We start from the raw sequence: 25,626 nt of genomic DNA, 5'->3' as shown, positions 1-25,626 counted from the left end.
GTCAGAACAGCCGCTCGCGGACATAGATCGTGTCACCGGCCATGATCGGATCGGAGATCGATACGCGGCCGGTGATGATCTTGCCATTGATCTTGCGTGTGACGTCGACATTCGCCTGGTTCGCCCGCGGCGAGAAGCCGCCGGCGACTGCGATCGCGTTCTGCACTGTCATGCCCGCGACATAACTGTATTGGCCGGCCTGGCCGACTTCGCCCATGATGTAGACGGCGCGATAGTTGGCGACTTCGATGGAAACGTCCGGATCGCGCAGATATCCTTGCCGCAGCTTGCCGGCGATGATGCTTTCCATCTCCTGGATGGTGTTGCCGCGCGCAGGCACGGACCCGATCAGCGGAAAGGCAATGTAGCCGGCCTGGTCAACCAGGTAGGTGTTGGAGAGGTTCGCCTGTTCGAACACGGTGACGCGCAACCGGTCGCCGCTGTCGAGCCGGTAGGGCTGGATCGTTGCTTCCTGAAATGCTTTTGGGGCAGGGCGATAGCCGCTGCAGCCGGCGACGACGGCCGGCGCGAGCGTCGCCGCCGCAATAATCGCGACTCTGATTGTCCTTGCGAATGCCATTTCGCCCATGCCTGCCGGAAGTGCTTCGTTTCGCTCACTGTTATCAATCCGTTAGGGTTAATAGCCGGTAAACCTGCAACGGGTGGATGTCGATTTCTGTGGCAGCGGCTCTGGGCGGTTGTGGTTGATGTCCGGCATTAACGCTTGGGTTACCATGATTGTTTACCGTGCGCGTGCAGTTGCGTGTTCATGGAGTAGCAGATGTCTGGCGGTTACGGAGCTCAGGACGATGTCGATATCGACCTCGGCGGGCTGGTGCGTGCGATCTGGCGGCGCCGTCGGCAGGTGTTGCTTGCCACTGTGGCATCCGCAGGCATCGCTTTCGGAGTTGCCAGCCTGATCGCGCCGACCTATCGCAGCGAAACCCGCCTGCTGATCGAGGCGCGCGAGCCTGAATTCACGACCAGTGCGGACCGGAGTGCCGGGCGTGAACCGGCGATTGATGAACTGGGCGTGGCCAGCCAGGTACAGTTGCTGAAATCGGCGGACCTCATCAAGCAGGTCGCCCGCAACATGAAGCTCTATGAACTGCCCGAGTTCGATCCGACCGCCAATCCGTCTGCCCTGTCGGACATACTGGTGGCGTTCGGGTTGAAGAAGAATCCGCTCGACCTGCCGCCGGAAGAGCGTGTGCTGAAGGAATTCCAGGAAAAGCTGATCGTCTACCAGGCGGAGAAGTCGCGCGTCGTCGCGATCGAATTCACCTCCAGGGACCCGATGCTCGCCGCCTCCATCCCCAACGAGATAGCAAAAGTCTACCTGTCGCTGCAGAGCGGTGCGAAGCTCGACAGCAATTCGGAGGCAACGCGCTGGCTGGAGCCGGAGATCGCCAATCTGCGGGAGAAGGTGCGGGAGGCCGAGGAGAAGGTGGCGAAGTACCGCTCCAGTTCCGACCTGCTGCCCACCGGTGAGAACGCCACCTTCGCCGTGAAGCAGCTGAACGACATTTCCACCGAGCTTGCGCGGGTGCGGACGGAAAAGGCGACGGCCGAGGCGAGGGCGGAGAGCGTGCGGGCCGTGCTGAAGAATGGCGGCGAGCCGGATACGCTGAGCGATGTCGTCGGTTCCCAGATGATCCAGCGGCTGAAGGAGACCGAGGCGCAGCTGCAGGGCCAGATTTCCGATCTGACGACGTCGCTGCTCGATCAGCACCCGCGTCTAAAGGGGCTGCGCTCGCAGCTCGCCGGCATTCGCGGCCAGATCAAGGCGGAGACGTCAAAGATCCTCGCGAGCCTCGAGAACGAGGCCAAGGTCGCCCGTCTGCGCGAGCAGCAGCTCGTGCAGCAACTGAACACGCTGAAGGCGGATTCGGCGCGCGCGGGTGAGGATGAGGTGGGGCTGAAGGCGCTGGAGCGCGAGGCGACGGCGCAGCGTCAACTGCTGGAGACCTATCTTGCGCGCTACCGCGAAGCCGCCTCGCGCACCGGCGCCAACGCGACGCCCGCGGATGCCCGGGTCATCTCGGCAGCCGTGCCGCCGACCGAACGGCAGTTCCCGAAGGTGCTGCCGATCACGATCGTCGGCGGCCTGGCCGGGTTCCTCCTGTCGGTCGTTGCCATCATGCTGGCGGAACTGTTCAGCGGACGAGCGCTCAAGCCCGTTTCGCCGGCGCAGCGGGAACCGGAAAACGACTTCTCGGACGACGAGTCCATTGCCGGGCGTAACGCCCCGCGGGCCGACGTGGCGGCAGCGCGGCGCGCATTGACGGACGTGGACATCGCCGCGCAGGCGGACAGTCCAGCCCATGAGCCGTTGCTGGTCGGGCTCAACCCCGATGAGCCTGCGGGATTGTCTCCGCAGGATGCGCAGCCTTCCGGAGACGGTGAAGAAGACGCGAATTTCACGGTCGCAGCCGTGGCGCGCCATCTGATCGATAGCGATGTGGCCGTTGCGATCACCATCTCGCCGTCCGGCGATCCGGGCTCGTCCGCCACCGTGGCGCTCGCCCGGACCATCTCGAACAGCGGGCGAAAGACCGTGCTGGTCGACCTGACCGGCTCCGCGTGCCCGACCCGGCTGATGGCGGCGACGACCTGGCTTCCCGGGATCACCGATCTGCTCGTCGGCGATGCGGCGTTCTCGGACATCATTCACGGCGACGAGGAATCGAAGGCGCACATCGTCGCGCGCGGCAACGCCAACATCAAACGGGCGATGCGTGGCATCGACCGGCTGTCGATGATCATCGACGCCCTGGCGGATGCCTACGACACGGTTCTCGTCGAGTGCGGGGCGGCGGAGGTGGAGGGCGTGCGCCGGCTGACCCGGTCCGGCAAGGCGGAGATCATACTTTCGATCCCCGATGCCGACGAGGACCGGCTCGTCGAGCTTATCAACGCCTTCGGCGATGCCGGATACAGCGAGATCGTGCTGATGACCGGAGGTGGGGCGCCACGGTATCCAGGGCGCCGGGCGGCTTAGAGCGGTTTCCCTTAGGTGTCATTCGGGTCGCCATCGACGGGGTTCTCGCGGAAATCCGTGTTGCCCGAGCGAAGCCGCTGGACGAAGCCGTATAGTCGGGGGTTCTGCTTGATGGTCCGCTTGACGCTCGCCTTGGCACGGTGCAGCGCTGCGATCGCACTGCCCGCAGCTGTCGTCGGCCAGAGCAGGTCGTGCTGACGCGTTTCGACGGTGCACCAGGAACGCTTGTACGCCTGATCGCCGATGCCGAAATCGAACAGGGCGATGCCTTCGCCGCAGAGCTTTCGGATCATCAGGTGAAACAGGAACTCACCCGGACTGGTCTCGGGCGCAAACGTCTCGTCGATCGAGCCGAACTGGCAGATGACGTGGTCGCCTTTGCGCGAGAGACCGGCGATGGCGATGATCCTTCCCTGTTCGTCACCGCTTTTGATCCGCAGGGCGTGCAGTTGCAAGGCATACGCGTCTCTCTTTGCCGGCATGCGGACCAGGGTTCGGAAGAATGCCTGCGTTTCGTCATCCCGAAACACGTTGGGCAATCCAAGGGCTTCGAAGCGCGTCGCCTTCTGCTGGAAGAACCGATCAAGCGTCGAACCGGCATCGCCCGGTGTTTCGGCAATGAGATGCTCATACCCTCCGAGCGACTCCAATCGGCGCTCGGATTGGCGGAACTTCTTGCGCCGCCGCTTGGCGTTCAACTGTGTGAGTGTCTCATCGAAGTCCGCAAGAAGCGGTAACTGATAGGCCGCATTCTGATTCAACACGGCGGGAAGATGCGAGAACGGATGTTCGTGTCCGCGCCAATGAAGCGGCATGTTCTCCAGCATGAACAGATCGAAATGGCGTGAGAATTGCCCGCGTGCCTGATCGAGCGCCCGGCGCAGCATCGCCGGCGAGACGAGCGACCGGAAGCTCTCCGTATAGAGGCCTGTGTTGATGTTGCTGAAACGGGAGCCGAGAAAGCGCGCCGTGCGCACCGGGCCCTGGCGCACGATTTCCAGCGGCATGATCAGCTCCGTCCGGCCCGCATGAACCCCCTCGACGATGAGCAGGCGACTGTCGTGCGTTTGAGCCCAGGCGCGGCACCAGTCATAGCTCTGGTGCAGCGAAAGGTCGTTCCCCGCCTCCAGCCGGCGCCACGTCGCCTCCAGCGGTTCCATCCGGTTGTGCAACTGGATCGTAAAGGGAATGACGGACGCACGCCGCTCTGCGCCGGGGGCATAGCGTGCCAGCTTGCCCAGGACGTCCCCGTCCGCAGGCATGACTTGGAAATCAAGCTGCATTGCACGCATGTCCAGCCCCATTGCATCCCTTCGCGGCTACGCTGCCGTTGTCGACCTTACGTCGGGATGATCGGTAACTGGTTTACATCCATGCCAGCGGCGGGATCTGTCCGCCAAAAAAGGCCGCCACGGTTAGCAAGACGCTAACGTCTCGCATGCGCAGGATCTGCTGCTGGGCCAGTGCGGCCGTCCGTCCGTCAGTCTCGCGGCTTGGACGGCTTCTCCATCCACTTGATGATCAGCATTGCCGGAAGGATCCAAAGCAGCCCCGTGAAGAAGAAGTAGAGCATGTGGACCCACCAGGGCGATGTCGCCAGCGTCAGCGATGCCACGGTCGTCGCGACCAGCGCGTAGACGATGACGAGTATGATAATCAGGACTGTGCCGATCAGTTTGCGCAGGCGAGGGGGCATCGAGTTTCTCATTTCGTTGCGCGGGCAGGCCGGCAAAATCGCCGCGACCGGATGCCGCAAAGGTTTCAGGCTTGTTTTGCATGGCACGGTGATGCAAATCAACGCCGATAAGACAGGAGCCGCCATGACCACCACCGCCGCCGCCGCGACAGAACAGCAGCTGTTGAGCGACATTGATCGCAACGACCGTAACCGCCGGCTGGTGCGCCGCTGGCTTGCCGTGGTGTTGCTGACGTTGTTTGCACTCGTGCTAGTTGGCGGGGCGACGCGGCTGTCCGGATCGGGCCTTTCTATCACGGAATGGAAACCGATCCACGGCGTCATCCCGCCGTTGAACGCGGCCGAATGGCAGGAGGAGTTCGAGCTCTACAAGCGCATTCCGCAGTACTCCGAGCTGAACAGCGACATGACCGTGGAGAGCTTCAAGTCGATCTTCTGGTGGGAGTGGTGGCACAGGATCCTTGCCCGCTCCATCGGCTTGGTCTTTGCGCTGCCGCTGGTTTTCTTCTGGGCGACCGGACGGATCGAGCGGCGTTTGCGCTGGCCGCTCGTCGGCTTGCTGGCCCTCGGCGGCTTTCAGGGCTTTATCGGCTGGTGGATGGTGTCGTCCGGGCTTTCGGAACGGGTCTCCGTCAGCCAGTACCGGCTCGCCACCCATCTCGTGATCGCCTGTCTGATCTTTGCTGCTTGTACCTGGATCATGCGCGGCCTGTCGCCGCATAGTGACGATCGGGCGCCGACGGCGCGATCGCGGGGAATGGCGGCGGCGATCGCCTGCATGGCGTTGTTTCAGATCTATCTCGGTGCGCTCGTTGCGGGACTTCATGCGGGATTGACCTACAACACCTGGCCGCTCATGGACGGCGCAATCGTCCCGGGCGACCTGTTCATCCAGCAGCCGTGGTGGATCAACCTGTTCGAGAACCCCAAGACGGTTCAGTTCGTCCATCGTTGTGGCGCCTATGTGCTTTGGGCGCTGGCCCTTGTGCACATGATCGCCTCGCTACGCGCCGCACCTAATACCACCCATGCCCGCCGCACCGTCTTGCTTTTCGGTCTCATCAGTCTGCAGGCGTTGATAGGCATATTCACTCTGGTCTGGCAGGTGCCATTTGGGTGGGCGCTTGCGCATCAGAGCTGCGCGCTCATCGTCCTCGGCTTTGCCGTCGCCCACTGGCGCGGTTTCGTCGGCCCGTATCCGAAAGAGGCGTGGATCGAAGTCGGGGCGTGACGGGCCGGGCTCGCCGTCGGCGGAAAGTAGCAATGTCATGAAGGAAGGGCGCCGGTCCTGGTTGGACCGGCGCCCTTTTGCACATCTGGCGAATCCCGACCGGTGTATTCGGCCGGTCAGTTGCCCAGCATCAGATCCATGTTCTGCACCGCCGCGCCCGAGGCCCCCTTGCCGAGATTGTCGAGCAGCGCCACGAGGTTGATATGGGCAGCACCGGCGGTGCCGAAGACGTAGAGCTTCATCCGGTCGGTATTCGCGAGTTCGACGGCGTTGACGCGCGCCAGGTTGGCGCTCTCCTTGAGGTCGACGACCTCGACGATGTCCTGCCCGGCATAATGGTCAGCGAGCGCCGCGTGAATGCTGCCAAGCGAGGCGCCGTCGTTGAGATCCGCCAGATAGAGCGGCACCTGCACGATCATCCCTTGCGGAAACTTGCCGACGGACGGCGAAAAGAGGGGCGCGCGGGACAGAAGCCCGTGCACCTGCATCTCCGGCACGTGCTTGTGCTTCAGCGGCAGGCCATAGACGAAGTGCGGCGCGTCGATGTGATCAGCGTGGTCGGCGTCTTCCATCTGGGCGATCAACTGCTTGCCGCCGCCGGTGTAGCCCGAGACCGCGTTGACGGTGATGGGATAATCTTCCGGCAGGATGCCGGCGGCACGCAGCGGCCGGATCAGGCCGATCGCGCCAGTCGGATAGCAGCCGGGATTGGCGACATAGAGGGCTCCGGCGATCCGTTCGGCCTGGCGCGAATCCATTTCGGCAAAGCCATAGGCCCAGTCCGGGTTGACGCGATGGGCCGTCGACGTGTCGATGATGCGCACCCGGTTGTTACCGGCGATCATGGCAACGGCTTCCTTCGCCGCCTCGTCGGGCAGGCAGAGGATCGCGATGTCGGCGCTGTTGAGCAGGTCCTCGCGCATCGCATTGTTGCGGCGCTCGGCTTCCGGGATCGACAGGAGTTCGACGTCGGTGCGGTCGGCCATGCGCGTGCGGATCTGCAAGCCGGTCGTGCCGTGTTCGCCATCGATGAAGATCTTCGGTCTCATGGGGATGCCTTTCAGTCTGCCGGGCTGCGGGTGCTCTGGGTCAGGACGGCCGCCATGCACTGGTGCCCAGCGCGGCCAGCCGTTCGCCATGGAGAGGCTATAACGCCTCCCCATGGCGCTTTCAATGCGCGCGTATTGCCGGGCGGTCTATCGCCGTTCGGCCAGCCAACCGGCCCGCAGGGCGAGCATGTACATTGCGATCGTCGAGCCGGCGATGGCGGTGATGTCGGCGTGGTCATAGGCCGGCGCGACCTCGACGACGTCGGCTCCCTTGATGTGCAGCGCGCCGAGTTTGCGCAGCACCGAGAGGATCTTGGCGCTCGAGGGGCCGCCGGAAACGGGCGTGCCCGTGCCGGGGGCGTAGGCCGGGTCCAGGCAGTCGATGTCGAACGTCATGTAGCAGGGGCGGTCGCCGACATGGCGCACGATCGAATCGGCAATGGCGTCGGCGGACATTTCCTCGACCTCGTAGCCGTACATGATGCGGATGCCGCAGTCCTCTGGCGCATGGGTGCGGATGCCGATCTGGATCGAACTGTCGGGATCGATGACGCCGTCCTTGACGGCGCGGCCGACGAAGGAGCCATGATCGATGCGGCCCTTCTCGTCGCCCCAGGTGTCCTGATGTGCATCGAACTGCACCAGCGACAGCGGCCCATGGATCGCCGCGTGCGCCTTCAGCACCGGCCAGGTGACGAAATGGTCGCCGCCGAGGGTGAGCAGGAAGGCGCCGGATTTGAGAATTTTTGCGGCCTCGCGCTCGATCGTGGCCGGCGTCTTCTGGTGATTGCCGTAGTCGAGCAGGCAGTCGCCGTAGTCGATCACCGCCATGTTCTCGAACAGATCTTGCTGGAACGGGTACTGCGGATCGTTGTCCATGATCGCCGATGCCCGGCGGATCGCCTGCGGCCCGAAGCGCGCGCCGGGACGGTTGGAGGTGGCGGCATCGAAGGGGATGCCCCAGACGACGGCATCGACGTCCTTCAGGTTCTTCGTATAGCGGCGGCGCATGAAGGAGAGGATACCGGCATGCGTCGGGTCCGAGGCAGCGCTCTTGAGCGTTTTCGCGGTAATCGCGTGATCGATGGTCTTGTTGGCCAATTTGTCCTCCTGAAATGCGCCGGGAACGTGGACAATCGGCGGACGGATGGCAAGGGGGGCGGAGTGCGAATTTATTGGCCCGCGGGGCCGGTGTGCCTCACCAAGGCACAGGGCAAAGAAAAAGGCGGAGCCGAAGCCCCGCCTTCCAGATGCGTGATCCGCGAGCGCGATTAGCGCTTCGAGAACTGGAACGAACGGCGGGCCTTGGCCTTGCCGTACTTCTTGCGCTCGACGACGCGGCTGTCGCGGGTCAGGAAGCCGCCCTTCTTCAGGACCGAGCGCAGGCCCGGTTCGAAGTAGGTCAGCGCCTTGGACAGGCCGTGACGAACGGCACCGGCCTGGCCGGAGAGACCGCCGCCGGCAACGGTTGCGTCGATGTCGAACTGGCCTTCGCGGGCCGCAGCGACGATCGGCTGCTGCAGGATCATCTGCAGGACCGGACGGGCGAAGTAGGCTCCGTGCGGCTTGCCGTTGATGGTGATCTTGCCGGAGCCCGGCTTGATCCACACGCGGGCGACGGCGTCCTTGCGCTTGCCGGTCGCGTAGGAGCGGCCCTGGGCGTCAACCTTCTTGACGTGAACCGGGGCGGAAGCCGGAGCGGCTGCGACCGTGCCGAGATCCTTCAGGGAAGAGAGGTCAGCCATTATCAGGCGCTCCTTACGTTCTTGCTGTTCAGCTTGGCGACGTCGAGGACGGTCGGCTGCTGTGCTTCATGCGGATGGTTCGGGCCTGCATAGACGCGCAGGTTCTTCATCTGGCGACGGCCAAGCGGACCGCGCGGAACCATGCGCTCGACGGCCTTCTCGAGAACGCGCTCCGGGAAGCGGCCTTCGATGATCTGGCGAGCGGTGCGCTCCTTGATGCCACCCGGATGGCCGGTGTGCCAGTAGTACGTCTTGTCGGAGTACTTCTTGCCTGTCAGCGCGACCTTCTCGGCGTTGATGACGATGACGTTGTCGCCGTCGTCGACGTGAGGGGTGTAGGTGGCCTTATGCTTGCCGCGCAGGTGATTTGCGATGATGGAGGCGAGGCGACCGACAACGAGGCCTTCGGCGTCGATGATGATCCACTTCTTTTCCACCTCGGCGGGCTTCTGTACGAAGGTTGCCATGGTAAAACTCTTTTCGTTCGGACCCGAGACGATGCCCGGGCGTTTCTTGTTGCTTGGCTTGGCAGGCTTGAAACATGCCAAAAACGAAAGCGGCCCGTGAGGACCGCGATCTGCGCCAGCTTATAGGCGAGGCGTCGCCGGGCGTCAAGCGCCGGGTTTCAGGTGGTTGTCGAAATAAGTGTTTAAAATCAAAGACCTATTGTTGTGGTACTTAAATACCACAAGTTACCGCGGCGGAATCGAATAGGTTGCGGTGGCGTGCGCGACCAGTTCGTCGTCTACTCCTGTCGAAATCGACACCTCGATCACGGCGAGTCGCTTGCCGAGCTTGAGGAGACGGCTGGTGCAGGAGAGGGCGCCCGGCTCCGGCTTTCTCAGGAAATTGATGTTGAGATTGGTGGTGACGGCAAGAGCGACCGGACCGATGTGGGCCAGCACCGCGCAATAGGCCGTGACATCGGCAAGCGCGAACATCGTCGGGCCCGAAACGGTGCCGCCCGGACGCAGGTGTTTCTCCGACGGTGCCAGTCGCATCGTCACGCTGCCTGGTTCGACTGCCGTCACCTCGAACAGCTTGCCGTCGGTGTGGATCTCCGGAAAGTCGGTCTCGAGAAAACAGTTGAGTTCGGCGACCGTCATGACCGGGGTGAGTTTGGCTTCCATACTGGTGTCCATCGCTTTCGATTCAAGCATTCTTAGAGGTCAAAGGCGACCGGCTGCAATTGCCGGAAAGTCTGATTGGCAAGGAACGTAGCCAGACACACTTGAAAGGCCACTCCCGTCCGCGTACCACGGTTCAACGACGACGACGACACGGGAGATGGGCATGGCCGATGTGGTGCACTTGCGCAAAGAGGATGCCGGCGGGCTGGTGCTGAAGGAGCAGACCGGTGCGGTCCTGCGCCTCACCCTCAACAATCCGCCGGCCAATGTGCTGTCGATCGCGTTGATGGAGGCGCTGTCTGCGGCATTGGACGCGGCAGCCGCGGACGAGGCCGTCCGCGTGGTCGTGCTGGCTTCGACCGGCAACCTCTTTTCCGCCGGTCATGATCTGAAGGAGATGACCGCGCACCGCTCCGATGCCGACGGCGGCCGGGGTTTTTTTGAAAAGACGCTGCGGATGTGCGCCGACCTGATGCTGAAGATCGCAGGCCTGCCGCAGCCGGTGATTGCCGAAATCGACGGGCTCGCGACGGCTGCAGGGTGCCAACTCGTCGCCACCGCCGATCTGGCGATTTGCACCGACACTTCGACCTTCTGCACCCCGGGCGTCAACATCGGCCTGTTCTGTTCCACGCCGATGGTGGCGGTGACGCGCGCGGCACACCCGAAGCAGGCGATGGAAATGCTGCTCACCGGCGAGACGATCGACGCGTCGACCGCCAAGGACTTCGGCCTCGTCAACCGCATCGTGCCGAAGCAGTACCTGCGCCAGGTCGTCGACAAGTACGCCGCGGTGATCGCGTCGAAGTCGCCGCAGGCGCTGAGGATCGGCAAGGCCGCCTATCGCGCGCAGGCCGGGCTGCCGCTGCCCGAAGCCTATGACAAGGCCGTGTCGGTGATGGTCGACAACATGCTGCGCGACGACGCGAAGGAGGGGATCGGCGCCTTCCTCGGCAAGCGGATGCCGGAGTGGAAAACCGACTAGGCTCGTCTTCGCCCTTGTATTCGCAACCATAGATCGTCCTCAAGGCGTCGATCCAACTCGTACAGCCAGCCCACAGAAAGTCGTTGTAATATGGTAGAGAGCGGCCCGTCCAAGCATTGGTCCGTGGTAGAACTCCTGCACGAGACCGTGAAAAATCCGAACATCCATATCCGTGGGACGCATAGCTATTACAGCGCTGCGTGGACAGGGTCATTCGAGGAGAGCGTCGTTCGCTATCACTATGGAGATGAGTACAGCCTCAAGACATGGGAACCCATGTGGCCGATCGATCAGCTCTATATAGGCGATTACGTATGCATCGGTGCAGAGGCTGTCATCTTGATGGGTGGCAATCACACGCACCGGACCGACTGGTTCAGCCTTTATCCGTTTCCTGAGGTCATTCTTGATGCTTACGTCGGTAAGGGCGACACCACGCTCGGCGACGGAGCTTGGATTGGAATGCGGGCGATGATCATGCCGGGCGTCACTATTGGCGAAGGCGCAGTGGTGGCTTCTGGGGCCATCGTCACGAAAGATGTTGCACCCTACACGATCGTAGCTGGTAACCCTGCTGCTCCCATTCGCCAGCGTTTTCCGGCAGACACAGTCAAGAAGCTTCTCGACCTCGATATCTACAAATGGCACGAGGCTAAGTTCGACACCTTGAGGTCGTTCATTTCAGCCGATGATATTGAAGCGCTCGTCGTTGCTTCAGCCGAGTACGATCAAAAACAAGGCACGACCACTTAGGGTCGAACGCAGTCGTCGAGCCTTGTTCCCCTTGCGCCAATAGGCGGACATAGATGAGCGAACTGTTGGCGGCGACCGCTTTTGGGGCGGCAGACTAGCCTACTGCTTGGAAGGCATGCCTGTAGCCATGGGCTTGCTTGCGACAATGGCGTACCGGTGCTGAAGGCCGCGCGCCATCGCCTTGAGGAAGTTCCAGTTCTTTGCCTGCGCCCGGTGAATTGCGCGGAGATTGGTGTCGACTGTGATTGCCTCGAAGCCGGCCTTCTCGAGCAGGTTGGCGACCGCGTCGGCGCGTGCCCCTTCCGAAAAGTGGACGCGCGCCAGGATGCTCTTGTGACGCTCGGCCATGTGTGGTGCCTGCACTGGATCAGGCCGCACGAGACCCGCCTTCTCCAGCATCGCCGCCAGACGTCTTGCGATTCTCTCGCCGCGGCCCACGTCAACGAAGTCACCATCGATGACTAGGAGCCGGCCACCGGGTCTCAACACACGCAGCCACTCGCGGAAACAGGCTTCGGGATCGACCAGCGTCCAGACCAGGTGCCGGTTGATCACCACGTCGAAACTGTCGCCCGCCTCCATCGTGTTCTCGGCGTCTCCAACATAAAAACGGATTGAGCGGTTGCGCTGTTTCGCCTTTGCCCGGGCCTGCTCCAGCATTGCCTCCGACCAGTCCAATCCGGTCACCTCGAAGCCGGCATCGTCCATCAGGTGAGAGATGACCCCTGTGCCGCTGGCCAAATCGAGCGCTTTGCGGCCATGCCCCGGCCCCAGGTGTTTGCAGATGAGCTGCTGCCACGCGCGTCTCTCGGCTTCGGAAAAAATCTCGTGTCCCGGCGACAGGTCGAAGGTTGCTGCGCGTTCAGACCAATAGGCTTTGATGTCCTCGCGCAGACCGTGATTGTGACCATGCATGTGAGCGTTTCCCGCGAACGTTGTTTCGAATTTCTCTAAAAGATAAAACTTGACTATTGCAATCATAAAATAATAGACGGCGCGCAATTTCCACTGGAGACAGTTCGATGCGCCTCAACCTCAAAGCTACGGCCCTCTCGGCCGCCATGCTGCTGTCCACCGTCTGGCCGGCACTGGCCGACACCATCACACTCAAGGACGTGACCGGCCGTGACGTGGAGGTGAGCGTTCCGGTGAAACACGTCATTCTGGGCGAGGGGCGACAAATCTATTTCCTGGCCGCTCTCAACAAGGAAAATCCGTTTGAGCAAGTCGTCGGCTGGCGCGACGACCTGCCGAAGGCCGATCCGGAAACCTACGCGGCCTATCTCGCGAAGTACCCGGACATTGCCAAACTTCCGACCTTCGGCGGCATGAAGGATGGCACCTTCGACATCGAACAGGCGGTCGCCCTCAAGCCCGACGTCATCCTGATGAACGTCGACGCGAAGACCGCGACGGAAGAGGCGGGCTACATCGAGAAGCTCGGCAAGGTCGGCATTCCCCTGGTCTATGTCGACTTCCGCGAAAAGCCGATGGAAAACACCGAGCCCAGCATGCGCATCATGGGCAAGCTGATGGCGAAGGAACAACTGGCAGAGGACTTCATCAAGTTCCGGTCTGACAGCATTGCCCGCGTCACGGAGGTCCTGGCGAAGACCAATCCGCAAAAACCGGTCGTTTTCGTAGAGCGTGCGGGCGGTTATTCCGACGATTGCTGCATGTCCTTCGGCAACGAGAATTTCGGCAAGATGGTCGAGATTGCCGGTGGCATCAACATGGCCAAGGACATCATTCCCGGCACCTTCGGCACGGTGAATCCCGAGCAGATCATCGCCTCGAACCCGGACCAGGTCATCATCACCGGCGGGATGTGGGATGCGTTCGTGCCCGGTGGCGACTGGGTCGGCGTCGGCTATGGTGCAGACATCAACGAAGCGCGCGCAAAGCTCGAGAAGCTGACCGAGCGCCCCGCCTTCACAGGCGTCAAAGCAGTGAAGGACCGCCAGGTTCATGCGATCTGGCACCAATTCTACAACAACCCCTATCAGTTCGTGGCCATCCAGGAGATCGCCAAGTGGCTGCATCCCGAACTGTTCCAGGACCTCGATCCCGAGGCGACCTTCAAGGAACTGCACGAACGCTTCCTGCCGCTTGACTACAAGCCCGGGCACTTCGTCTCGCTGAAGGACGAGTAGGCGATGGCCAGCGTGGCGCAGCAACCGGTCGCCGCGGGGCGGGAGCGCTATCGCGCTCTCGCCCTCAGGCGCATCTTCACCCTCATGCTGCTGACGGCTGCGTTGGCATTCAGCATGGCCGCCGACATGGCGCTCGGCCCGGCGCGTTACGCGCTGGCTGACGTGCTCAAGGCGCTCTTTCATCCAGCGGAGGTGGGCGATCAGCTTCGCGTCGTGATTTGGGACATCCGCATGCCGATCGCCCTGATGGCGGTGACGGTCGGCGCGTCGCTTTCGGTCGCCGGCGCACGGATGCAAACCATTCTGTCTAATCCCCTCGCAAGCCCGTTCACGCTCGGAATCTCCGCGGCCGCCAGCTTCGGCGCAGCGCTGGCGCTGGTGACGGGCGTCGCCATCTTCCCGGCTGCCCTCCAGTACATGGTGCCTCTGAATGCGTTCCTGATGGCCATGGTGGCAGCGCTGTTTATCCACTTCGCCTCCACCATGCGGGGTGTGACCGTCGAGACGATTGTCCTTCTCGGCATCGCGCTCGTCTTCACCTTCAACGCGGCGCTTTCACTGCTCGAGTATCTCGCTTCTGAGCAGGCGCTCGCAGCCGTGGTGTTCTGGACAATGGGCAGCCTGACGAAGGCGACCTGGGGCAAGGTCTACGTCACCGCGACGATCCTCGTTCTGACCGTGCCGCTCTTCATGAAGAACGCCTGGGCACTGACCGCCCTTCGCCTCGGTGACGACAAAGCCGCCAGCATGGGCGTCAAGGTCCGCAGCCTCCGCCTGCAAACGCTGCTCACCGTCAGTCTCCTCGCGGCAATTCCCGTCTCCTTCGTCGGAACGATCGGTTTCGTCGGGCTCGTGGGACCGCATATCGCCCGCATGGTGGTGGGTGAGGACCAGCGGTTCTTCCTGCCGGGCTCCCTCATTTGCGGCGCGCTGCTTCTGTCGGTCACCTCTGTCGTCAGCAAGATTCTGATCCCAGGTGCTATTCTGCCGATCGGCGTCATCACCGCCGTCGTCGGCGTGCCGTTCTTCTTCGTGCTCATTTTCAGCAACAGGAGGCGGGCATGGTAGCCCTCGCTTTCAAGGACGTCGGTGCCTCCTACGGGCGCAAGACGGTGCTTTCCAATGTCGGCATAGATGCGCTGAAGAGTGGCAGCCTGACCGCCATAATCGGCCCCAACGCAGCGGGAAAGTCGACACTGTTCAGGCGCGTCGCCGGGCTGATTTCAGGGCCAGGTGTCGTGCATTTGTCAGATACCACGCGCGGTGACCGCGCCATCTGTTACATGCCGCAGGATACGGGAGCGAATGCCGTCCTGAGCGTCTATGAGTCCATCCTGCTGTCCGCCAAGCAAGGCGGCGGCTGGCGGGTCCACGACGACGAGCTCTTTGAGATCGATGCGATCCTGAAAGCGCTGCGGATCGAGGATCTGGGCTTCCGCGGTTTGGGTGAATTGTCGGGCGGCCAGCGCCAGCTTGTCTCCCTCGCGCAGGCGTTGGTCCGCAAGCCGGAAGTGCTCCTGATGGACGAGCCGACCTCGGCGCTCGACCTGCATCGACAGATCGAGGTTCTGGATTTCGTCAGCGGACTTGCCGGCAAGACCGGGATGATTGTCTTGGTGGCCCTGCATGACCTGAACCATGTGCTGCGCTACTGCGAGCAGGTCATCGTCGTTGCCGACGGTGCGATGGTTGTCAGCGGTCCAACCGCGGAAGTCATCAATGCCGACATGTTGCGTGATATCTACAAGGTCACAGCGCGTATCGAAGCCTGTTCGAGGGGCCATCGGTTCATTCTCGTGGACGGATTGGCATAGCGCGTTTCTAGGAACATGCGCACGCCACCTGGCTGCTCGGCGGCGACTACTTCATATTGTCGATCCGGTGATTGCCGGAAGCGCATGTAGACTGAGGACACCCTTTCCGCACGAGGTGCCGGGGAAAAGCCGCGCTGCAATCTGGCGCGCTCAGGTATATATTGGGTGTAAAACGCGGCGCGCGATATTGACCTTGACGGCAGAATCCGATGGTTTTTATGATCAGTTTTCAAGGTTGAGGCGGAGGTGATCATGCTCGTTTTGATGTTTGCGACCGTCCTGGCGTTGACGGCCGCGCAGCCGACCGTCGAAGACCTGCAAACGGACTTTGAAACGGCGCGGCCGTGCCAGCACGAGGTCGATGGTCGTGAGGTCTGGGAAGGCAAAAAGGCCTTCTTCATAGCCTCCTATACGAAACAGGCTGCGGAACTGGACCCCAGCCTTGTCGGGGCTGATGCCGTTCTTCGCGACGATAATTCCCCCGATGTTATTGGCGAGTTTGAGACGGCTTGCTCGGACTAAAAGCGCCGCAGCAGAGGCCACGTCGAAGCTCTCCGGAAACTGAAGCGAGTTGTCACCTTGGCGGACAAATAGGCCCGCATGCAGCTCTATTGCTTTGCGCCACCGATGAGATTGCGGATTTTCTGCAGCCTGACTTCGCGCGGCTCATGCATATCGAGAGTTCCGCGAAAACTGCCGTCGGCGTTCATCAGATAAACGACCGCTGTGTGATCCATCGTGTAGCCGCCATCGATGGGAACCTTCCGAGCGTATGCGGCGAAAGCCTTCACCGCCGTATTCGTCTGATCCGCGGTGCCCCGCAGCGCCGTGATCCGAGGATCGAAGGAGGTCATGTAGAGTTCCAGCAGTTCCCGCGTATCGCCTTCCGGATCGACGGTAATGAACACCACATTGAGCTTGTCGCCGTCCAGCCCGAGCTCCTTCATCAGGTCGGTCAGTTCGAAGAGAGTCGTCGGGCAGACATTCGGACAATGCGTAAAGCCGAAGAATGCGAGATACGGCTTACCGGCCAGCGTGCCGTTGTTCACCACCGCCCCCTGATGTGACGTCAGTTCGAACGGCTTGCCGATCGCAGAGGTCGAAGGTTCCGGCATGATCACGCCAGCGGCCCGCTTTGGAGGCAGGATGTAGCCGAAGACGAATAGCGCCGTTGCGGCGGCGGCGACGAGAGTCCAGGCGACCAAGTGGAAAGTCCGAAGTCTTGTCATGATGCGTGCCCCCAATTGCCATCGGCGCGTGGCAATAACCCGTCAAGCCACCAGAGGGTCAAGCCGACGGTGCGCGAATGCGGCAATCTGCCCTTTATCCGGTGGTCTCGGATACTTTGTTCCGGAGATGCTTTCCGCCAACTCCGTTGCCCCGTCGCGCTTCAGAAGCTCTCTGAAACTCGGATGCATGCCTGCATCGACATAGGCGGACTCCGGGAGAGGAGGATCGCCGCAGACCGATACCTCGGCTGCTGTCGCGTGATCTCGAACAAAGCGTGCCCGTCATGACATTTGGTGAGTCAAAGGCCGGTTTGAACGACAGAGATAAGGCGCGAGGCAGTCGTTCACTGCTCGAGACCTTTTTGTCCGCTTAGGGTCGACTGCCGTCATGGCGCGGAATCGCCACGTGCGGTCATTCTACCCTTCGCGCCACGATGGAATTCCATGGATGCTTCAGGCGTGCGAGGTGGTGTAAGCTGAGGCTTGTTCAGGACCATGGAGGTGGCTCATGCCCCGTTTCCTTGCCGTTTACACCATCAAGCCCGAAGACATCGTGTCTTTTCGAAGCCTGCCGAAAGCCGAGCAGGATGCTGTCGATGCTATCGGCGTCGGACAGTGGGCGGCGTGGGAGGAAAGAAACGCTGCGTCTATCCTTGATCGTGGCGGCATGGTGGGAAAGACGACGCGCATCACTAGGAACGGCGTCAACGACGCGGTCAATCCATTCTGCGGCTATCTTGTGGTTGAGGCTGAAACCGCAGATGCCGCCGCAAGGCTTTTTCAGGACCACCCCCACATTACCGTCTTTCCCGGCGACGGCGTGGATATCATGCCCTTTGTAACCTGACTTCCTTGCTGGACCGTCCCACGATGGCGAGTGCGAGCCCTGTCGAGCCAGGAGCGGAGAGCGTGCTCAAGGACGAGGGCAGTAAACCAGGGAATCAGGGCGCTCGTCCTGGGCCGTTCCGACCGATGAAAGCTGTTGCAGTCTGCCCAGGCATGCGATAGGCGCGTTGCGTGCGCACTATGCCGACAGTAGGTGAAGCAATGCTAATCCGCCCCGCTGCCAACGACGATCGAAGCGCCATCTGGAGGATTATTGGTCCTACAATCCGCGCGGGTGAGACCTATACCCTCGACAGCAATCTTAGCGAAAGCGATGCGCTGGATTACTGGATGAGTCCGGATCGGGAAACGTTCGTCGCGGAAGAGAATGGCCTGATTTTGGGCACATACTACATCCGAGCGAATCGGACGGGCGGCGGGCAACATGTTTGCAACTGCGGCTACATGACCGACCCAGCGGCAAGTGGCCGAGGTGTGGCCCGACAGATGCACGAGCACTCGCTCGCTCATGCTCGCGCGAAAGGCTTCCGGGCCATGCAGTTCAACTTCGTGGTCAGCAGCAACGAACGCGCGGTGCGGCTGTGGCAATCGCTCGGATTTGCGATCGTCGGTCGGCTTCCGGAAGCGTTCCTTCACCCCTCGCTCGGCTACGTCGACGCCTTCGTGATGTTTCGGAAGCTTTAAGGGGCAGCGTGTGCCGCGAGGGGGCACGCGACAGACGCCACCATTCCGTCAGTTTCTCCCCAACCTGGACATGGGTCCTAAGAACTGGCACTGGCCCGACCTCTCACTCTGCCATATGGGTCACGGGCAGACGCTGGAGGAAAGTGGAATGGCAGATAGCGAACGACGGTCTTCGGCACCGTCCTTGGCAACCGTAACCATCGCCTTTGTGCTGGTCAGTGGCTTGATTGGGCTCGCCATCGCTTACGAGGTCATAAGCGACCGGGCGCGTGCATTCGAGCAAGCAAGCCTGACAAGGGCGGTAGAAACCCGGGTCAAGGGAGTGCAGGTCGCGTTGGCCCAGGCCTTATACAGGGAGTGGGGCAATCTCACCTCGGTTCGCCGGACCCTAAGTCCCGGCAATCCGGCACGGACAAAAGATCAGCTCAGCACCCTTGCTGGTGAAGGCGCGGTCATCTCCTGGGCCGGATTTTCGAACAGCGAAGGCCAGGTGGTTGCAGCCTCCAACGATCTCCTGCTTGGTGCCGATGCCAGCTCCCGACCCTGGTTCCAGCGGGGATTGCAGGGCGATTTTGCCGGCGACGTTCATGAATCTGTTTTGCTGGCCTCCAAACTGCCTCCAGCGGCCGACGGGCGACCGCCGAGTTTACTCGATTTGGCGGCCCCCATCGCCGGACCGGATGGCACCGTCGCCGGGGTGTTGAGCCTTCACCTCAACTTCGACTGGGCGCAGACGCTTGTCGAAGAGTTGGCAGAAGCCATGAGCCTGGAGCTCTTCATCGTCAATCCGGCAGGGCGAGCGGTCCTTGCGAGCGACCGCGGCAACTATACAGACCCGGATATTCCAAGCTTTCGCATGGCGCGGGCTGGGGCATCCGGCGTCAACGTAGAGACCTGGCCGGATGGAAAGCTCTACTTCACCGCGACCGTTCCGGAGCTTGCTTATCGCGGACTGCCGAAGTTCGGCTGGAACATCATCGCCCGAATCGATGCTGACGCCGTCATCCGGCCGGCGCAGGCGATGTCGAAAGAGGTGCTGGTCAACCTCATGCTCTTCGGGTTGCTGCTTGTGCTGCTGACGCTTCTCTTCATCGTGGCCTACATCCGCCCCTTCCGTGCTCTGGCCGGCAATGCCAGCGCCATCGCCCAAGGGGAGGACGTCTATCCATACGAAAGCGGTCGTACCTCGGAGTTGTCCACGATCGGCGCAGCACTTGCCCGTCTTCAGGGATACGCCCGGAGCACGTCTGAAGAAGAGGGCAGTTTTGAGCAAGTCGGCAGAGCCCGCCCTAGCGACGGACAAGCCTGCTGATCCCGTCGCTCAGGATGCCGCTCATCCGGGTCGATGTGATGCTGGGGACGCTGCCTTCTGCGTAGAGCCTGCGCAGAAGGCCGTCGTATTGATCGGGTTGCATCGACAAGGAGAGGACGCCGCCGTCGGCGGTGCTTTCGATCACGGTGGCGGGCATGACCCCGACGCCACGAATCTTGATCTCCAGACGATGGCCGGCATCGAGTGCCAGTCCGCGAATCCGTGCGCTCTGCTGCGTCAGGTCCGTCATCCATACCCGCCTGAGCGCGCCGCCGACGGAAATCACGACACGTTCCGGCTGGTCCGCAAAGTGTTTCTCGATCCTCGGGAGTTCCACGCAAACCGCAAGGGTAACGCCGAGGACGACCAGATTGTAGAGCGTCCAGAACAGGATGATGACCTTGCCGTCGCCGGCGTCGTTGTGGGCAAAGTGATCGGAAAAGATGCCGATCAGGAGACTGACCAAGGTCAACGCGGCCAGGACGGCAAACGGTATCATAAGCCGCCACTGGACCACGACCTTCGTCCGGTCGCCGCCCTTTGCCGTGACGCTGAACGGGTGACCCTTCGGTTTGATCAGTCCGACGACCGCTGCCCGGGTAATCGGTATTGCACCGAGCAGTTGCCCAACGTCGTTTACGATCGGGACAACCATTCCGGAGGAGATGAAATTCAGGACGAAGAGTATCCAGATGATGTAGGGGCCAAAATACCGGATGACGTCAGAAATGCTCGCGTCCACCACGGCGATGTTGAAAAACCAGAACAGCAGCGGGAATGTCATCGCCGCCAGCCGGAAGGAGAAGGTGGTGAGCCAATAGAATACCGAATCCATGACACTCCACCGGTCGCGCAATCGCAGCCGGTTTTTTGCGAGTGGGCCTAAACGGCCGCGGGCGATCTGCATCAGCCCCAGGCACCACCGTGCGCGTTGGGTGACATACTCCTTCAATCCCTCTGGAGCCAGGCCTTCCGTCAGCGGCTCGTTCAAGTAGACGGTACGGAAGCCGATTTCCTGAAGCGCGAGCGTGAGCATGAAATCTTCTGTGATGCTGTCGGTCGGAAAACCTCCGGCTGCCTGCACGGCATCCCAGCGGATCACGGACGACGTTCCACAGCAGAAGGCAATGCCCCAGGCATCGCGGCTTGGCTGCAGGTGGTCGAAAAAGAAGCGCTGCTCGTCAGGGTAGGAGCGGCTCAGACCGAGATTGTGCTGGATGGGGTCGGGGTTGAAGAAGTGCTGGGGCGTCTGGACAAGGCCGACCTTGCTGTCATGGAACAGCGCAAGGGCGCGCGGAATAAAGTCCCGATGAGGCACGAAGTCGGCATCCAGGACCGCAATGAACTCAGGAGGCTCGGCATCAGCGGCCAGAACTCCGAGCGCGTGGTTGATATTCCCCGCCTTTGAGCCCTTGTTGTCGGGGCGCCTCAGATATCTTGTGCCCCGGTCTTCGCAGTAATCACGGAGCCAATCGCGGCGGCCGTCGTCCAGGACGAGAACCTCGCAATTCGGGTGGTCGCTCGCGGCCGCGCCGACGATTGTCCGTTCCAGCACCGACAGCTCTTCATTGTATGTGGCGATGAGGATTGCCACCCGAGGAGCAGCCGCCGGCTCCCACCAACTCTGGTGCTGATCAACCTCTGCGGTGCGCGATCGGGTTCGACCAAGGATGACCAGGGAACTGATGGACGACATCAAGGCCGCCGCTTCCAGGATGAAGAAGGACCAACTGAACAGGCAGTCCCAGGTCAGACCGGCGGGAGCAAGCGTCTCCGAGCCTCTCCACCAGATGTACCGGAGAGACAGGCCTATCGCGATCGCGAAAAGCAGACCCCGATGAACATTGTTGCGCGGATCGAGAAGCGCCGGCAGAAGCAGCACCAGACCCATTGCGAGGAAAATCGCGGCATAGGCGGACTGCGCCTCGCTCACATGATACCAAACGGACATGTCAGGCCCAGAGCCGCCTGATCCAGTCGAGCGGTCGGCTGTCGAAGAAGACACGGCCAGTGCGACCGATGAGGCAGCTCAAGCTTTGGTCCTCACGCAGCGCGGGGACATCCAAGGTGACGTCAAAACGCTGGAGGTGGCGCTGGCTGGGTTTTATGGCCAGATTCTCATAGATCGTCGCGGTGCCGGAACCGGCGAGACGTGTAACAGTGCCATCCAACAGCCGAGAACTGCCATCCAGCCGAAAGCTTACTCGGTCACCGTGGGTGATTGTGTTGTAGACACTCTCCGACACCGAAAGGCTGACGATCACGGTGCCGCAGTCGACCAGCCTCAGGAGGTCCTGTCCATTCTGAACGGTCTCGTTGGAAGCGGCGAGATAGTCCCAAATCAGTCCGTTGACATTTGACTCCAGCGTGGCCGAGGAGAGCCGGTTGACCCTGCCACGTTCAGAGGCGATGCGTGTGTCGATCGACCTTAGCGAAGCCGTTTGCGCGTCGAGTTGCGCCTGGAGTTCTGCCTTCTGCACCTCCAGTTCTGAGATGCGTTGCTCCGAATAGGGAGCATCATTGTAACCGTCGCCGAGAAAGATGCCCCTTTCCGCGGCGGCTAGCCCGATACTCGACACCGCACCTTGCTGCTGCGCGTTCTTAAGTTCCAATTCAGACACTTCGGCAAGAGAACGCGCCTCGTCCAGAGACTCGGCGGCCTGAATCCCACGCTCGCTCAGGCGGGTGGATCGCTCAAGGCGGGTATTTGCGTGGCGCAGGCGAGCTGCTGCAGCGGCGCTGAGGGAGGCAGCGGCATCCACCTGCGCCCGCAATTGTTGTGTTCGCTCTTCAAGGTAAACGGCGGCGCGCGTCCGCAATTTGTCGATGGCGCTTGCCAAGGACTGTATTGTCACCGCCAAACGATCAACATTCGCTTGGTGGACTGCTCGCTCATTGATGAGGTCGGCCAGCCTGACATCATCGACACGCCGGCCGGAGATTGTGCCGATGGGATCGTTGACACCCACCCGGGCGCCCAATGGCCGGTCGGTAAGTTGAAGACTGCCCGCGATCGGGGCTCTAAGCGTGGTTATCCGGGCATTTACAAAAGCATTGCCGCTTGCACCGGATAACTGTTCGCCAATGATTATGAACAACGCACCAGCGATAACGATCAGACCCACAACGATCCGCAGCAACTTCATCCGACTCATCCACTCCACCTCGGCTCACAGAACTGAATCATGAAGGACACGAAAGGTTCAATCTTTACTGATCCGTATGAAATCATGCTCAACAAGTGGTAAACAGAACCCGTGCCGTGTCGGCTCCGGCAGTGTGGCGAGTTCGGACCCAACGAGTCGTCAATCACCCTCTTGAGGCGATCGTCAGATGGACGGGCTCGGCATGGGTGGGGCAGGCGGGCAACTTCGGCTCGAAAGGTCGCTGATCCGGCCTTCCGTGGTCACAACGGCCGAACCTTCCCGAAACTCGCTGGAAGCCAAGCCTGTCTTAAATAGCTGATTGGATGGTATAAAAAGACCTGTGGACGCAATCTGAGCTTCAGAAACCTGCTCAATGCGTGGTCGCCTTCATTGATGTGAAAAATGAGACAACGCCCTTGCCAATGTGCCGTTCGCGTCTTAAAGGAGCGCCATGCTTGTTGTTTAGCGCTCGACTCGATTGGGTTGGGGCTTTGAGCGCAGCATAAAGGGGTATAGCTCAGTTGGTAGAGCGGCGGTCTCCAAAACCGCAGGTCGGGGGTTCGAGCCCCTCTGCCCCTGCCATTCGCACATCAGCGCAGCGCCGTCTGGGCGGAAGGCGAACCGGACGGAGGCGTCCATTTTCGGGAAAAGCGTGTTTACCTCTTGTGAAAAGAAGAATCGCGCTTTATGTAGGGCAAAACAGACACGCGGTGCGTGGGGCTGAGGTTTCGGCTTTACGCGCCGTAATGGCGTGGGCATTCAATGGCATCCAAAACGAATCCGATAGCGTTTCTGCAGCAGGTTCGCTCCGAAGCGTCGAAAGTGACTTGGCCGTCGCGGCGCGAGACGATGATCTCGACCGTGATGGTGTTCATTATGGTCTTCTTCGCCGCATTGTTCTTTTTTGCTGCGGACCAGCTGATGGGTTGGCTGATTGGCCTGATCCTGCACGTCGGTATGTGATTGGGTGGAGATGATCATGGCTTCGCGTTGGTACATTGTTCACGCCTATTCGAATTTCGAGAAGAAGGTTGCTGAATCGATCGAGGAGAAGGCTCGCCAGAAGGGGCTTGAGCATCTTTTCGAGAAGATTCTGGTGCCGACCGAAAAGGTTGTGGAAGTGCGTCGTGGCCGCAAGGTCGATGCAGAGCGCAAGTTCTTTCCGGGCTACGTTCTGGTGCGTGCCAACCTGACGGATGAGGCCTACCATCTCATCAAGAATACCCCGAAGGTGACCGGTTTCCTCGGTTCCGACAACAAGCCGATTCCGATTCCGGATCACGAGGCTGAGCGGATCCTTGGCCAGGTGCAGGAAGGTGTTGATCGGCCGAAGCCGTCGATTTCCTTCGAGATCGGTGAGCAGGTTCGTGTTTCCGACGGCCCGTTCGCGTCGTTCAACGGGATTGTCCAGGATGTCGACGAGGAGCGGTCTCGTTTGAAGGTCGAGGTTTCGATCTTCGGTCGCGCCACCCCGGTCGAGCTGGAATACGGCCAGGTCGAAAAAATCTGATAACCGGCGCCGGCGGAGTGAGTTCCGTTCGGCGCGGTTCGAGTTCCGGCTCCTTAAGAGCCGGTGCGGGAGTTCCCGCAATCGCGTGGAAGGATGGGCGCCTAAAGCCGGGCGTCACGTTCCGCACCACGCAACCGCAGCCGTCGCCCGCTCTTTGCGGGCGGCATGAATGACCGGGCAACCGGTCGCGTACAGAAAAGGCAGAGAGAAATGGCTAAGAAAGTTGCAGGCCAGCTCAAGCTGCAGGTTTCGGCAGGTTCGGCAAACCCGTCCCCGCCGATTGGCCCTGCGCTTGGTCAGCGTGGCATTAACATCATGGAATTCTGCAAGGCGTTCAATGCCGCCACGCAGGAAATGGAAAAGGGTATGCCGATTCCGGTCGTCATCACCTATTACCAGGACAAGTCCTTCACTTTTGTGATGAAGCAGCCGCCGGTCACCTACTTCCTCAAGAAGGAAGCGGGCCTGAAGTCGGGTTCCAAGGCCCCGGGCAAGACGAAGGCTGGCACCATCACCGAGGCTCAGATCCGCAAGATCGCCGAAGCCAAGATGAAGGACCTGAATGCTGCCGACGTAGAAGGCGCAATGGCAATGGTCGCGGGTTCGGCTCGCTCCATGGGCCTGGAAGTGGTGGGCTGAGACCATGGCGAAGATTGCAAAGCGTATTCAGAAGATCCGTGAAGGGATCGATCCGACCAAGCTCGTCGCCCTCGGCGACGCAATCGCTCTGGTGAAGGAGCGGGCAACGGCAAAGTTCGACGAAACCGTCGAAATCGCGATGAACCTCGGCGTCGACCCGCGCCATGCCGACCAGATGGTCCGTGGCGTTGTCAACCTGCCGAACGGCACCGGCCGCTCGGTTCGCGTCGCCGTTTTCGCCCGTGGCGCCAAGGCCGACGAAGCCAAGGCTGCTGGTGCGGACATCGTCGGCGCGGAAGACCTGCTGGAAATCGTCCAGGGCGGCAAGATCGACTTCGATCGCTGCATCGCCACCCCGGACATGATGCCGCTCGTCGGCCGCCTCGGTAAGGTTCTCGGCCCGCGTGGCATGATGCCGAACCCGAAGGTCGGCACCGTCACGATGGATGTCGCCGGCGCTGTCAAGGCGTCGAAGGGCGGCGCTGTCGAGTTTCGCGTCGAGAAGGCCGGCATCATTCACGCCGGTATCGGCAAGGCTTCCTTCGACGCCAAGGCGCTCGAAGAGAACATCAAGGCCTTTGCTGACGCCGTCATCAAGGCGAAGCCGACCGGGGCGAAGGGCAACTACGTCAAGCGCGTAGCGATCTCCTCGACCATGGGCCCGGGCGTCAAGATCGACCCGTCGACCGTAACGGCTTAACGA

At 61.4% G+C, this 25,626-nt stretch carries 27 protein-coding genes and 1 tRNA gene; 15 read left to right on the top strand and 13 right to left on the bottom strand.

All coding sequences use genetic code 11. From position 1 onward, the window contains the following. Nucleotide 1: 1 nt before the first annotated feature. Nucleotides 2-580 (bottom strand): polysaccharide biosynthesis/export family protein, encoded by a 579-nt coding sequence (locus tag AC1DDS_RS00195; RefSeq protein WP_477477060.1) that lies wholly within the window; start codon nt 578-580, stop codon nt 2-4. A 201-nt stretch (nt 581-781) separates the two neighbouring features. Between AC1DDS_RS00195 and AC1DDS_RS00190 the strand changes: the two genes are divergently transcribed. Then, on the top strand, nt 782-3,001 hold the full coding sequence (locus AC1DDS_RS00190) for a GumC family protein (protein WP_477477059.1): 2,220 nt from the start codon (nt 782-784) through the stop codon (nt 2,999-3,001). Between the two features lie 11 nt (nt 3,002-3,012). Here the strand turns inward: AC1DDS_RS00190 and AC1DDS_RS00185 are convergent, their stop codons facing one another. Together AC1DDS_RS00185 and AC1DDS_RS00180 are read right to left on the bottom strand one after the other, a co-directional pair. Next, nucleotides 3,013-4,284 carry a GNAT family N-acetyltransferase gene (locus AC1DDS_RS00185; protein WP_477477058.1) on the bottom strand — a complete coding sequence of 424 codons (1,272 nt, stop codon included), beginning with the start codon at nt 4,282-4,284 and terminating at the stop codon, nt 3,013-3,015. Between the two features lie 197 nt (nt 4,285-4,481). Continuing rightward, on the bottom strand, nt 4,482-4,697 hold the full coding sequence (locus AC1DDS_RS00180) for a DUF2842 domain-containing protein (RefSeq protein ID WP_310423751.1): 216 nt from the start codon (nt 4,695-4,697) through the stop codon (nt 4,482-4,484). Between the two features lie 124 nt (nt 4,698-4,821). Here AC1DDS_RS00180 and AC1DDS_RS00175 point away from each other — a divergent pair, with 124 nt between their 5' ends. Then, nucleotides 4,822-5,928 carry a COX15/CtaA family protein gene (locus AC1DDS_RS00175; RefSeq protein WP_477477057.1) on the top strand — a complete coding sequence of 369 codons (1,107 nt, stop codon included), beginning with the start codon at nt 4,822-4,824 and terminating at the stop codon, nt 5,926-5,928. A gap of 116 nt (nt 5,929-6,044) precedes the next feature. On the opposite strand, the gene argC is transcribed toward AC1DDS_RS00175, so the two are convergent. The 5 genes from argC to AC1DDS_RS00150 form a co-directional block, all read right to left on the bottom strand. After that, on the bottom strand, nt 6,045-6,977 hold the full coding sequence (gene argC / locus AC1DDS_RS00170) for an N-acetyl-gamma-glutamyl-phosphate reductase (RefSeq protein WP_477477056.1): 933 nt from the start codon (nt 6,975-6,977) through the stop codon (nt 6,045-6,047). 147 nt (nt 6,978-7,124) lie between these two features. Next, nucleotides 7,125-8,078, bottom strand: a complete 954-nt coding sequence (gene speB, locus AC1DDS_RS00165; RefSeq protein WP_477477055.1) for an agmatinase — start codon at nt 8,076-8,078, stop codon at nt 7,125-7,127. A 170-nt stretch (nt 8,079-8,248) separates the two neighbouring features. After that, on the bottom strand, nt 8,249-8,722 hold the full coding sequence (gene rpsI / locus AC1DDS_RS00160; protein WP_477477054.1) for a 30S ribosomal protein S9: 474 nt from the start codon (nt 8,720-8,722) through the stop codon (nt 8,249-8,251). A gap of 2 nt (nt 8,723-8,724) precedes the next feature. Then, entirely contained in the window at nt 8,725-9,189 is a 465-nt protein-coding gene (rplM, locus tag AC1DDS_RS00155) for a 50S ribosomal protein L13 (RefSeq protein WP_310423735.1), read from the bottom strand. 225 nt (nt 9,190-9,414) lie between these two features. Further along, nucleotides 9,415-9,864 carry a PaaI family thioesterase gene (locus AC1DDS_RS00150; protein ID WP_477477732.1) on the bottom strand — a complete coding sequence of 150 codons (450 nt, stop codon included), beginning with the start codon at nt 9,862-9,864 and terminating at the stop codon, nt 9,415-9,417. 151 nt (nt 9,865-10,015) lie between these two features. Here AC1DDS_RS00150 and AC1DDS_RS00145 point away from each other — a divergent pair, with 151 nt between their 5' ends. Both AC1DDS_RS00145 and AC1DDS_RS00140 read left to right on the top strand, forming a co-directional pair. Further along, on the top strand, nt 10,016-10,837 hold the full coding sequence (locus tag AC1DDS_RS00145; RefSeq protein WP_477477053.1) for an enoyl-CoA hydratase: 822 nt from the start codon (nt 10,016-10,018) through the stop codon (nt 10,835-10,837). 123 nt (nt 10,838-10,960) lie between these two features. Continuing rightward, complete coding sequence (locus tag AC1DDS_RS00140) at nt 10,961-11,590, top strand: CatB-related O-acetyltransferase (RefSeq protein WP_477477052.1); 630 nt, start codon at nt 10,961-10,963, stop codon at nt 11,588-11,590. A gap of 99 nt (nt 11,591-11,689) precedes the next feature. Here the strand turns inward: AC1DDS_RS00140 and AC1DDS_RS00135 are convergent, their stop codons facing one another. Then, entirely contained in the window at nt 11,690-12,505 is an 816-nt protein-coding gene (locus tag AC1DDS_RS00135) for a class I SAM-dependent methyltransferase (RefSeq protein ID WP_477477731.1), read from the bottom strand. A gap of 107 nt (nt 12,506-12,612) precedes the next feature. Between AC1DDS_RS00135 and AC1DDS_RS00130 the strand changes: the two genes are divergently transcribed. Genes AC1DDS_RS00130 through AC1DDS_RS00120 form a run of 3 tightly spaced genes read left to right on the top strand, consistent with a single transcriptional unit; the run spans nt 12,613 to nt 15,557 of the window. Then, nucleotides 12,613-13,743: an ABC transporter substrate-binding protein gene (locus AC1DDS_RS00130; RefSeq protein ID WP_477477051.1), complete on the top strand. Its 1,131-nt coding sequence runs from the start codon at nt 12,613-12,615 to the stop codon at nt 13,741-13,743. Between the two features lie 3 nt (nt 13,744-13,746). After that, nucleotides 13,747-14,811, top strand: coding sequence for a FecCD family ABC transporter permease (locus AC1DDS_RS00125; protein WP_477477050.1), 1,065 nt, complete (start codon nt 13,747-13,749; stop codon nt 14,809-14,811). Next, complete coding sequence (locus tag AC1DDS_RS00120) at nt 14,805-15,557, top strand: ABC transporter ATP-binding protein (RefSeq protein ID WP_477477049.1); 753 nt, start codon at nt 14,805-14,807, stop codon at nt 15,555-15,557. Before AC1DDS_RS00125 ends, AC1DDS_RS00120 begins: the two co-directional genes overlap by 7 nt. 222 nt (nt 15,558-15,779) lie before the next feature. On the opposite strand, the gene AC1DDS_RS00115 is transcribed toward AC1DDS_RS00120, so the two are convergent. Both AC1DDS_RS00115 and AC1DDS_RS00110 read right to left on the bottom strand, forming a co-directional pair. Beyond that, entirely contained in the window at nt 15,780-16,100 is a 321-nt protein-coding gene (locus AC1DDS_RS00115; RefSeq protein WP_477477048.1) for a hypothetical protein, read from the bottom strand. A gap of 65 nt (nt 16,101-16,165) precedes the next feature. After that, entirely contained in the window at nt 16,166-16,786 is a 621-nt protein-coding gene (locus tag AC1DDS_RS00110; RefSeq protein ID WP_477477047.1) for an SCO family protein, read from the bottom strand. A 508-nt stretch (nt 16,787-17,294) separates the two neighbouring features. Here AC1DDS_RS00110 and AC1DDS_RS00105 point away from each other — a divergent pair. From AC1DDS_RS00105 to AC1DDS_RS00095, 3 genes are all read left to right on the top strand, one after another. Further along, nucleotides 17,295-17,633, top strand: coding sequence for a hypothetical protein (locus AC1DDS_RS00105; RefSeq protein ID WP_477477046.1), 339 nt, complete (start codon nt 17,295-17,297; stop codon nt 17,631-17,633). A 200-nt stretch (nt 17,634-17,833) separates the two neighbouring features. After that, entirely contained in the window at nt 17,834-18,316 is a 483-nt protein-coding gene (locus tag AC1DDS_RS00100) for an N-acetyltransferase family protein (RefSeq protein ID WP_477477045.1), read from the top strand. 148 nt (nt 18,317-18,464) lie between these two features. After that, nucleotides 18,465-19,628: a cache domain-containing protein gene (locus tag AC1DDS_RS00095; protein WP_477477044.1), complete on the top strand. Its 1,164-nt coding sequence runs from the start codon at nt 18,465-18,467 to the stop codon at nt 19,626-19,628. On the opposite strand, the gene AC1DDS_RS00090 is transcribed toward AC1DDS_RS00095, so the two are convergent. Next, nucleotides 19,606-21,579, bottom strand: coding sequence for a glycosyltransferase family 2 protein (locus tag AC1DDS_RS00090; protein WP_477477043.1), 1,974 nt, complete (start codon nt 21,577-21,579; stop codon nt 19,606-19,608). The genes AC1DDS_RS00095 and AC1DDS_RS00090 overlap by 23 nt on opposite strands. Nucleotide 21,580: 1 nt before the next feature. Beyond that, nucleotides 21,581-22,774 (bottom strand): HlyD family secretion protein, encoded by a 1,194-nt coding sequence (locus AC1DDS_RS00085; RefSeq protein ID WP_477477042.1) that lies wholly within the window; start codon nt 22,772-22,774, stop codon nt 21,581-21,583. A gap of 506 nt (nt 22,775-23,280) precedes the next feature. On the opposite strand from AC1DDS_RS00085, the gene AC1DDS_RS00080 reads away from it, so the two are divergent. The 5 genes from AC1DDS_RS00080 (at nt 23,281) to rplA (ending at nt 25,623) form a co-directional block, all read left to right on the top strand. Further along, a tRNA-Trp gene (locus tag AC1DDS_RS00080) sits at nt 23,281-23,356 on the top strand. A gap of 180 nt (nt 23,357-23,536) precedes the next feature. Then, the gene (gene secE / locus AC1DDS_RS00075; RefSeq protein ID WP_310423697.1) at nt 23,537-23,737 is read left to right on the top strand and encodes a preprotein translocase subunit SecE; all 201 of its coding nucleotides are present in this window, start codon (nt 23,537-23,539) and stop codon (nt 23,735-23,737) included. A 16-nt stretch (nt 23,738-23,753) separates the two neighbouring features. Continuing rightward, nucleotides 23,754-24,284, top strand: coding sequence for a transcription termination/antitermination protein NusG (nusG, locus tag AC1DDS_RS00070; protein ID WP_310423694.1), 531 nt, complete (start codon nt 23,754-23,756; stop codon nt 24,282-24,284). A gap of 210 nt (nt 24,285-24,494) precedes the next feature. Then, nucleotides 24,495-24,923, top strand: coding sequence for a 50S ribosomal protein L11 (gene rplK, locus AC1DDS_RS00065; protein WP_310423691.1), 429 nt, complete (start codon nt 24,495-24,497; stop codon nt 24,921-24,923). A gap of 4 nt (nt 24,924-24,927) precedes the next feature. Then, the gene (gene rplA / locus AC1DDS_RS00060; RefSeq protein WP_310423688.1) at nt 24,928-25,623 is read left to right on the top strand and encodes a 50S ribosomal protein L1; all 696 of its coding nucleotides are present in this window, start codon (nt 24,928-24,930) and stop codon (nt 25,621-25,623) included. The last annotated feature ends 3 nt before the right edge of the window (nt 25,624-25,626 follow it).

It is taken from the genome of Mycoplana sp. 10N416, assembly GCF_056394765.1.
Note: the sequence above shows the minus strand (reverse complement) of the source record. Positions and strands in the feature narration are given on the sequence as shown.

What these genes read in the sequence shown, in the direction of transcription:
- AC1DDS_RS00195 (WP_477477060.1), bottom strand. Translation starts at nt 580, where the DNA reads ATGGCATTCGCAAGGACAATCAGAGTCGCGATTATTGCGGCGGCGACG.
- AC1DDS_RS00190 (WP_477477059.1), top strand. Translation starts at nt 782, where the DNA reads ATGTCTGGCGGTTACGGAGCTCAGGACGATGTCGATATCGACCTCGGC.
- AC1DDS_RS00185 (WP_477477058.1), bottom strand. Translation starts at nt 4,284, where the DNA reads ATGCAGCTTGATTTCCAAGTCATGCCTGCGGACGGGGACGTCCTGGGC.
- AC1DDS_RS00180 (WP_310423751.1), bottom strand. Translation starts at nt 4,697, where the DNA reads ATGCCCCCTCGCCTGCGCAAACTGATCGGCACAGTCCTGATTATCATA.
- AC1DDS_RS00175 (WP_477477057.1), top strand. Translation starts at nt 4,822, where the DNA reads ATGACCACCACCGCCGCCGCCGCGACAGAACAGCAGCTGTTGAGCGAC.
- argC (WP_477477056.1), bottom strand. Translation starts at nt 6,977, where the DNA reads ATGAGACCGAAGATCTTCATCGATGGCGAACACGGCACGACCGGCTTG.
- rpsI (WP_477477054.1), bottom strand. Translation starts at nt 8,722, where the DNA reads ATGGCTGACCTCTCTTCCCTGAAGGATCTCGGCACGGTCGCAGCCGCT.
- rplM (WP_310423735.1), bottom strand. Translation starts at nt 9,189, where the DNA reads ATGGCAACCTTCGTACAGAAGCCCGCCGAGGTGGAAAAGAAGTGGATC.
- AC1DDS_RS00150 (WP_477477732.1), bottom strand. Translation starts at nt 9,864, where the DNA reads ATGGACACCAGTATGGAAGCCAAACTCACCCCGGTCATGACGGTCGCC.
- AC1DDS_RS00145 (WP_477477053.1), top strand. Translation starts at nt 10,016, where the DNA reads ATGGCCGATGTGGTGCACTTGCGCAAAGAGGATGCCGGCGGGCTGGTG.
- AC1DDS_RS00135 (WP_477477731.1), bottom strand. Translation starts at nt 12,505, where the DNA reads ATGCATGGTCACAATCACGGTCTGCGCGAGGACATCAAAGCCTATTGG.
- AC1DDS_RS00130 (WP_477477051.1), top strand. Translation starts at nt 12,613, where the DNA reads ATGCGCCTCAACCTCAAAGCTACGGCCCTCTCGGCCGCCATGCTGCTG.
- AC1DDS_RS00125 (WP_477477050.1), top strand. Translation starts at nt 13,747, where the DNA reads ATGGCCAGCGTGGCGCAGCAACCGGTCGCCGCGGGGCGGGAGCGCTAT.
- AC1DDS_RS00120 (WP_477477049.1), top strand. Translation starts at nt 14,805, where the DNA reads ATGGTAGCCCTCGCTTTCAAGGACGTCGGTGCCTCCTACGGGCGCAAG.
- AC1DDS_RS00110 (WP_477477047.1), bottom strand. Translation starts at nt 16,786, where the DNA reads ATGACAAGACTTCGGACTTTCCACTTGGTCGCCTGGACTCTCGTCGCC.
- AC1DDS_RS00105 (WP_477477046.1), top strand. Translation starts at nt 17,295, where the DNA reads ATGCCCCGTTTCCTTGCCGTTTACACCATCAAGCCCGAAGACATCGTG.
- AC1DDS_RS00100 (WP_477477045.1), top strand. Translation starts at nt 17,834, where the DNA reads ATGCTAATCCGCCCCGCTGCCAACGACGATCGAAGCGCCATCTGGAGG.
- AC1DDS_RS00095 (WP_477477044.1), top strand. Translation starts at nt 18,465, where the DNA reads ATGGCAGATAGCGAACGACGGTCTTCGGCACCGTCCTTGGCAACCGTA.
- AC1DDS_RS00090 (WP_477477043.1), bottom strand. Translation starts at nt 21,579, where the DNA reads ATGTCCGTTTGGTATCATGTGAGCGAGGCGCAGTCCGCCTATGCCGCG.
- AC1DDS_RS00085 (WP_477477042.1), bottom strand. Translation starts at nt 22,774, where the DNA reads ATGAAGTTGCTGCGGATCGTTGTGGGTCTGATCGTTATCGCTGGTGCG.
- secE (WP_310423697.1), top strand. Translation starts at nt 23,537, where the DNA reads ATGGCATCCAAAACGAATCCGATAGCGTTTCTGCAGCAGGTTCGCTCC.
- nusG (WP_310423694.1), top strand. Translation starts at nt 23,754, where the DNA reads ATGGCTTCGCGTTGGTACATTGTTCACGCCTATTCGAATTTCGAGAAG.
- rplK (WP_310423691.1), top strand. Translation starts at nt 24,495, where the DNA reads ATGGCTAAGAAAGTTGCAGGCCAGCTCAAGCTGCAGGTTTCGGCAGGT.
- rplA (WP_310423688.1), top strand. Translation starts at nt 24,928, where the DNA reads ATGGCGAAGATTGCAAAGCGTATTCAGAAGATCCGTGAAGGGATCGAT.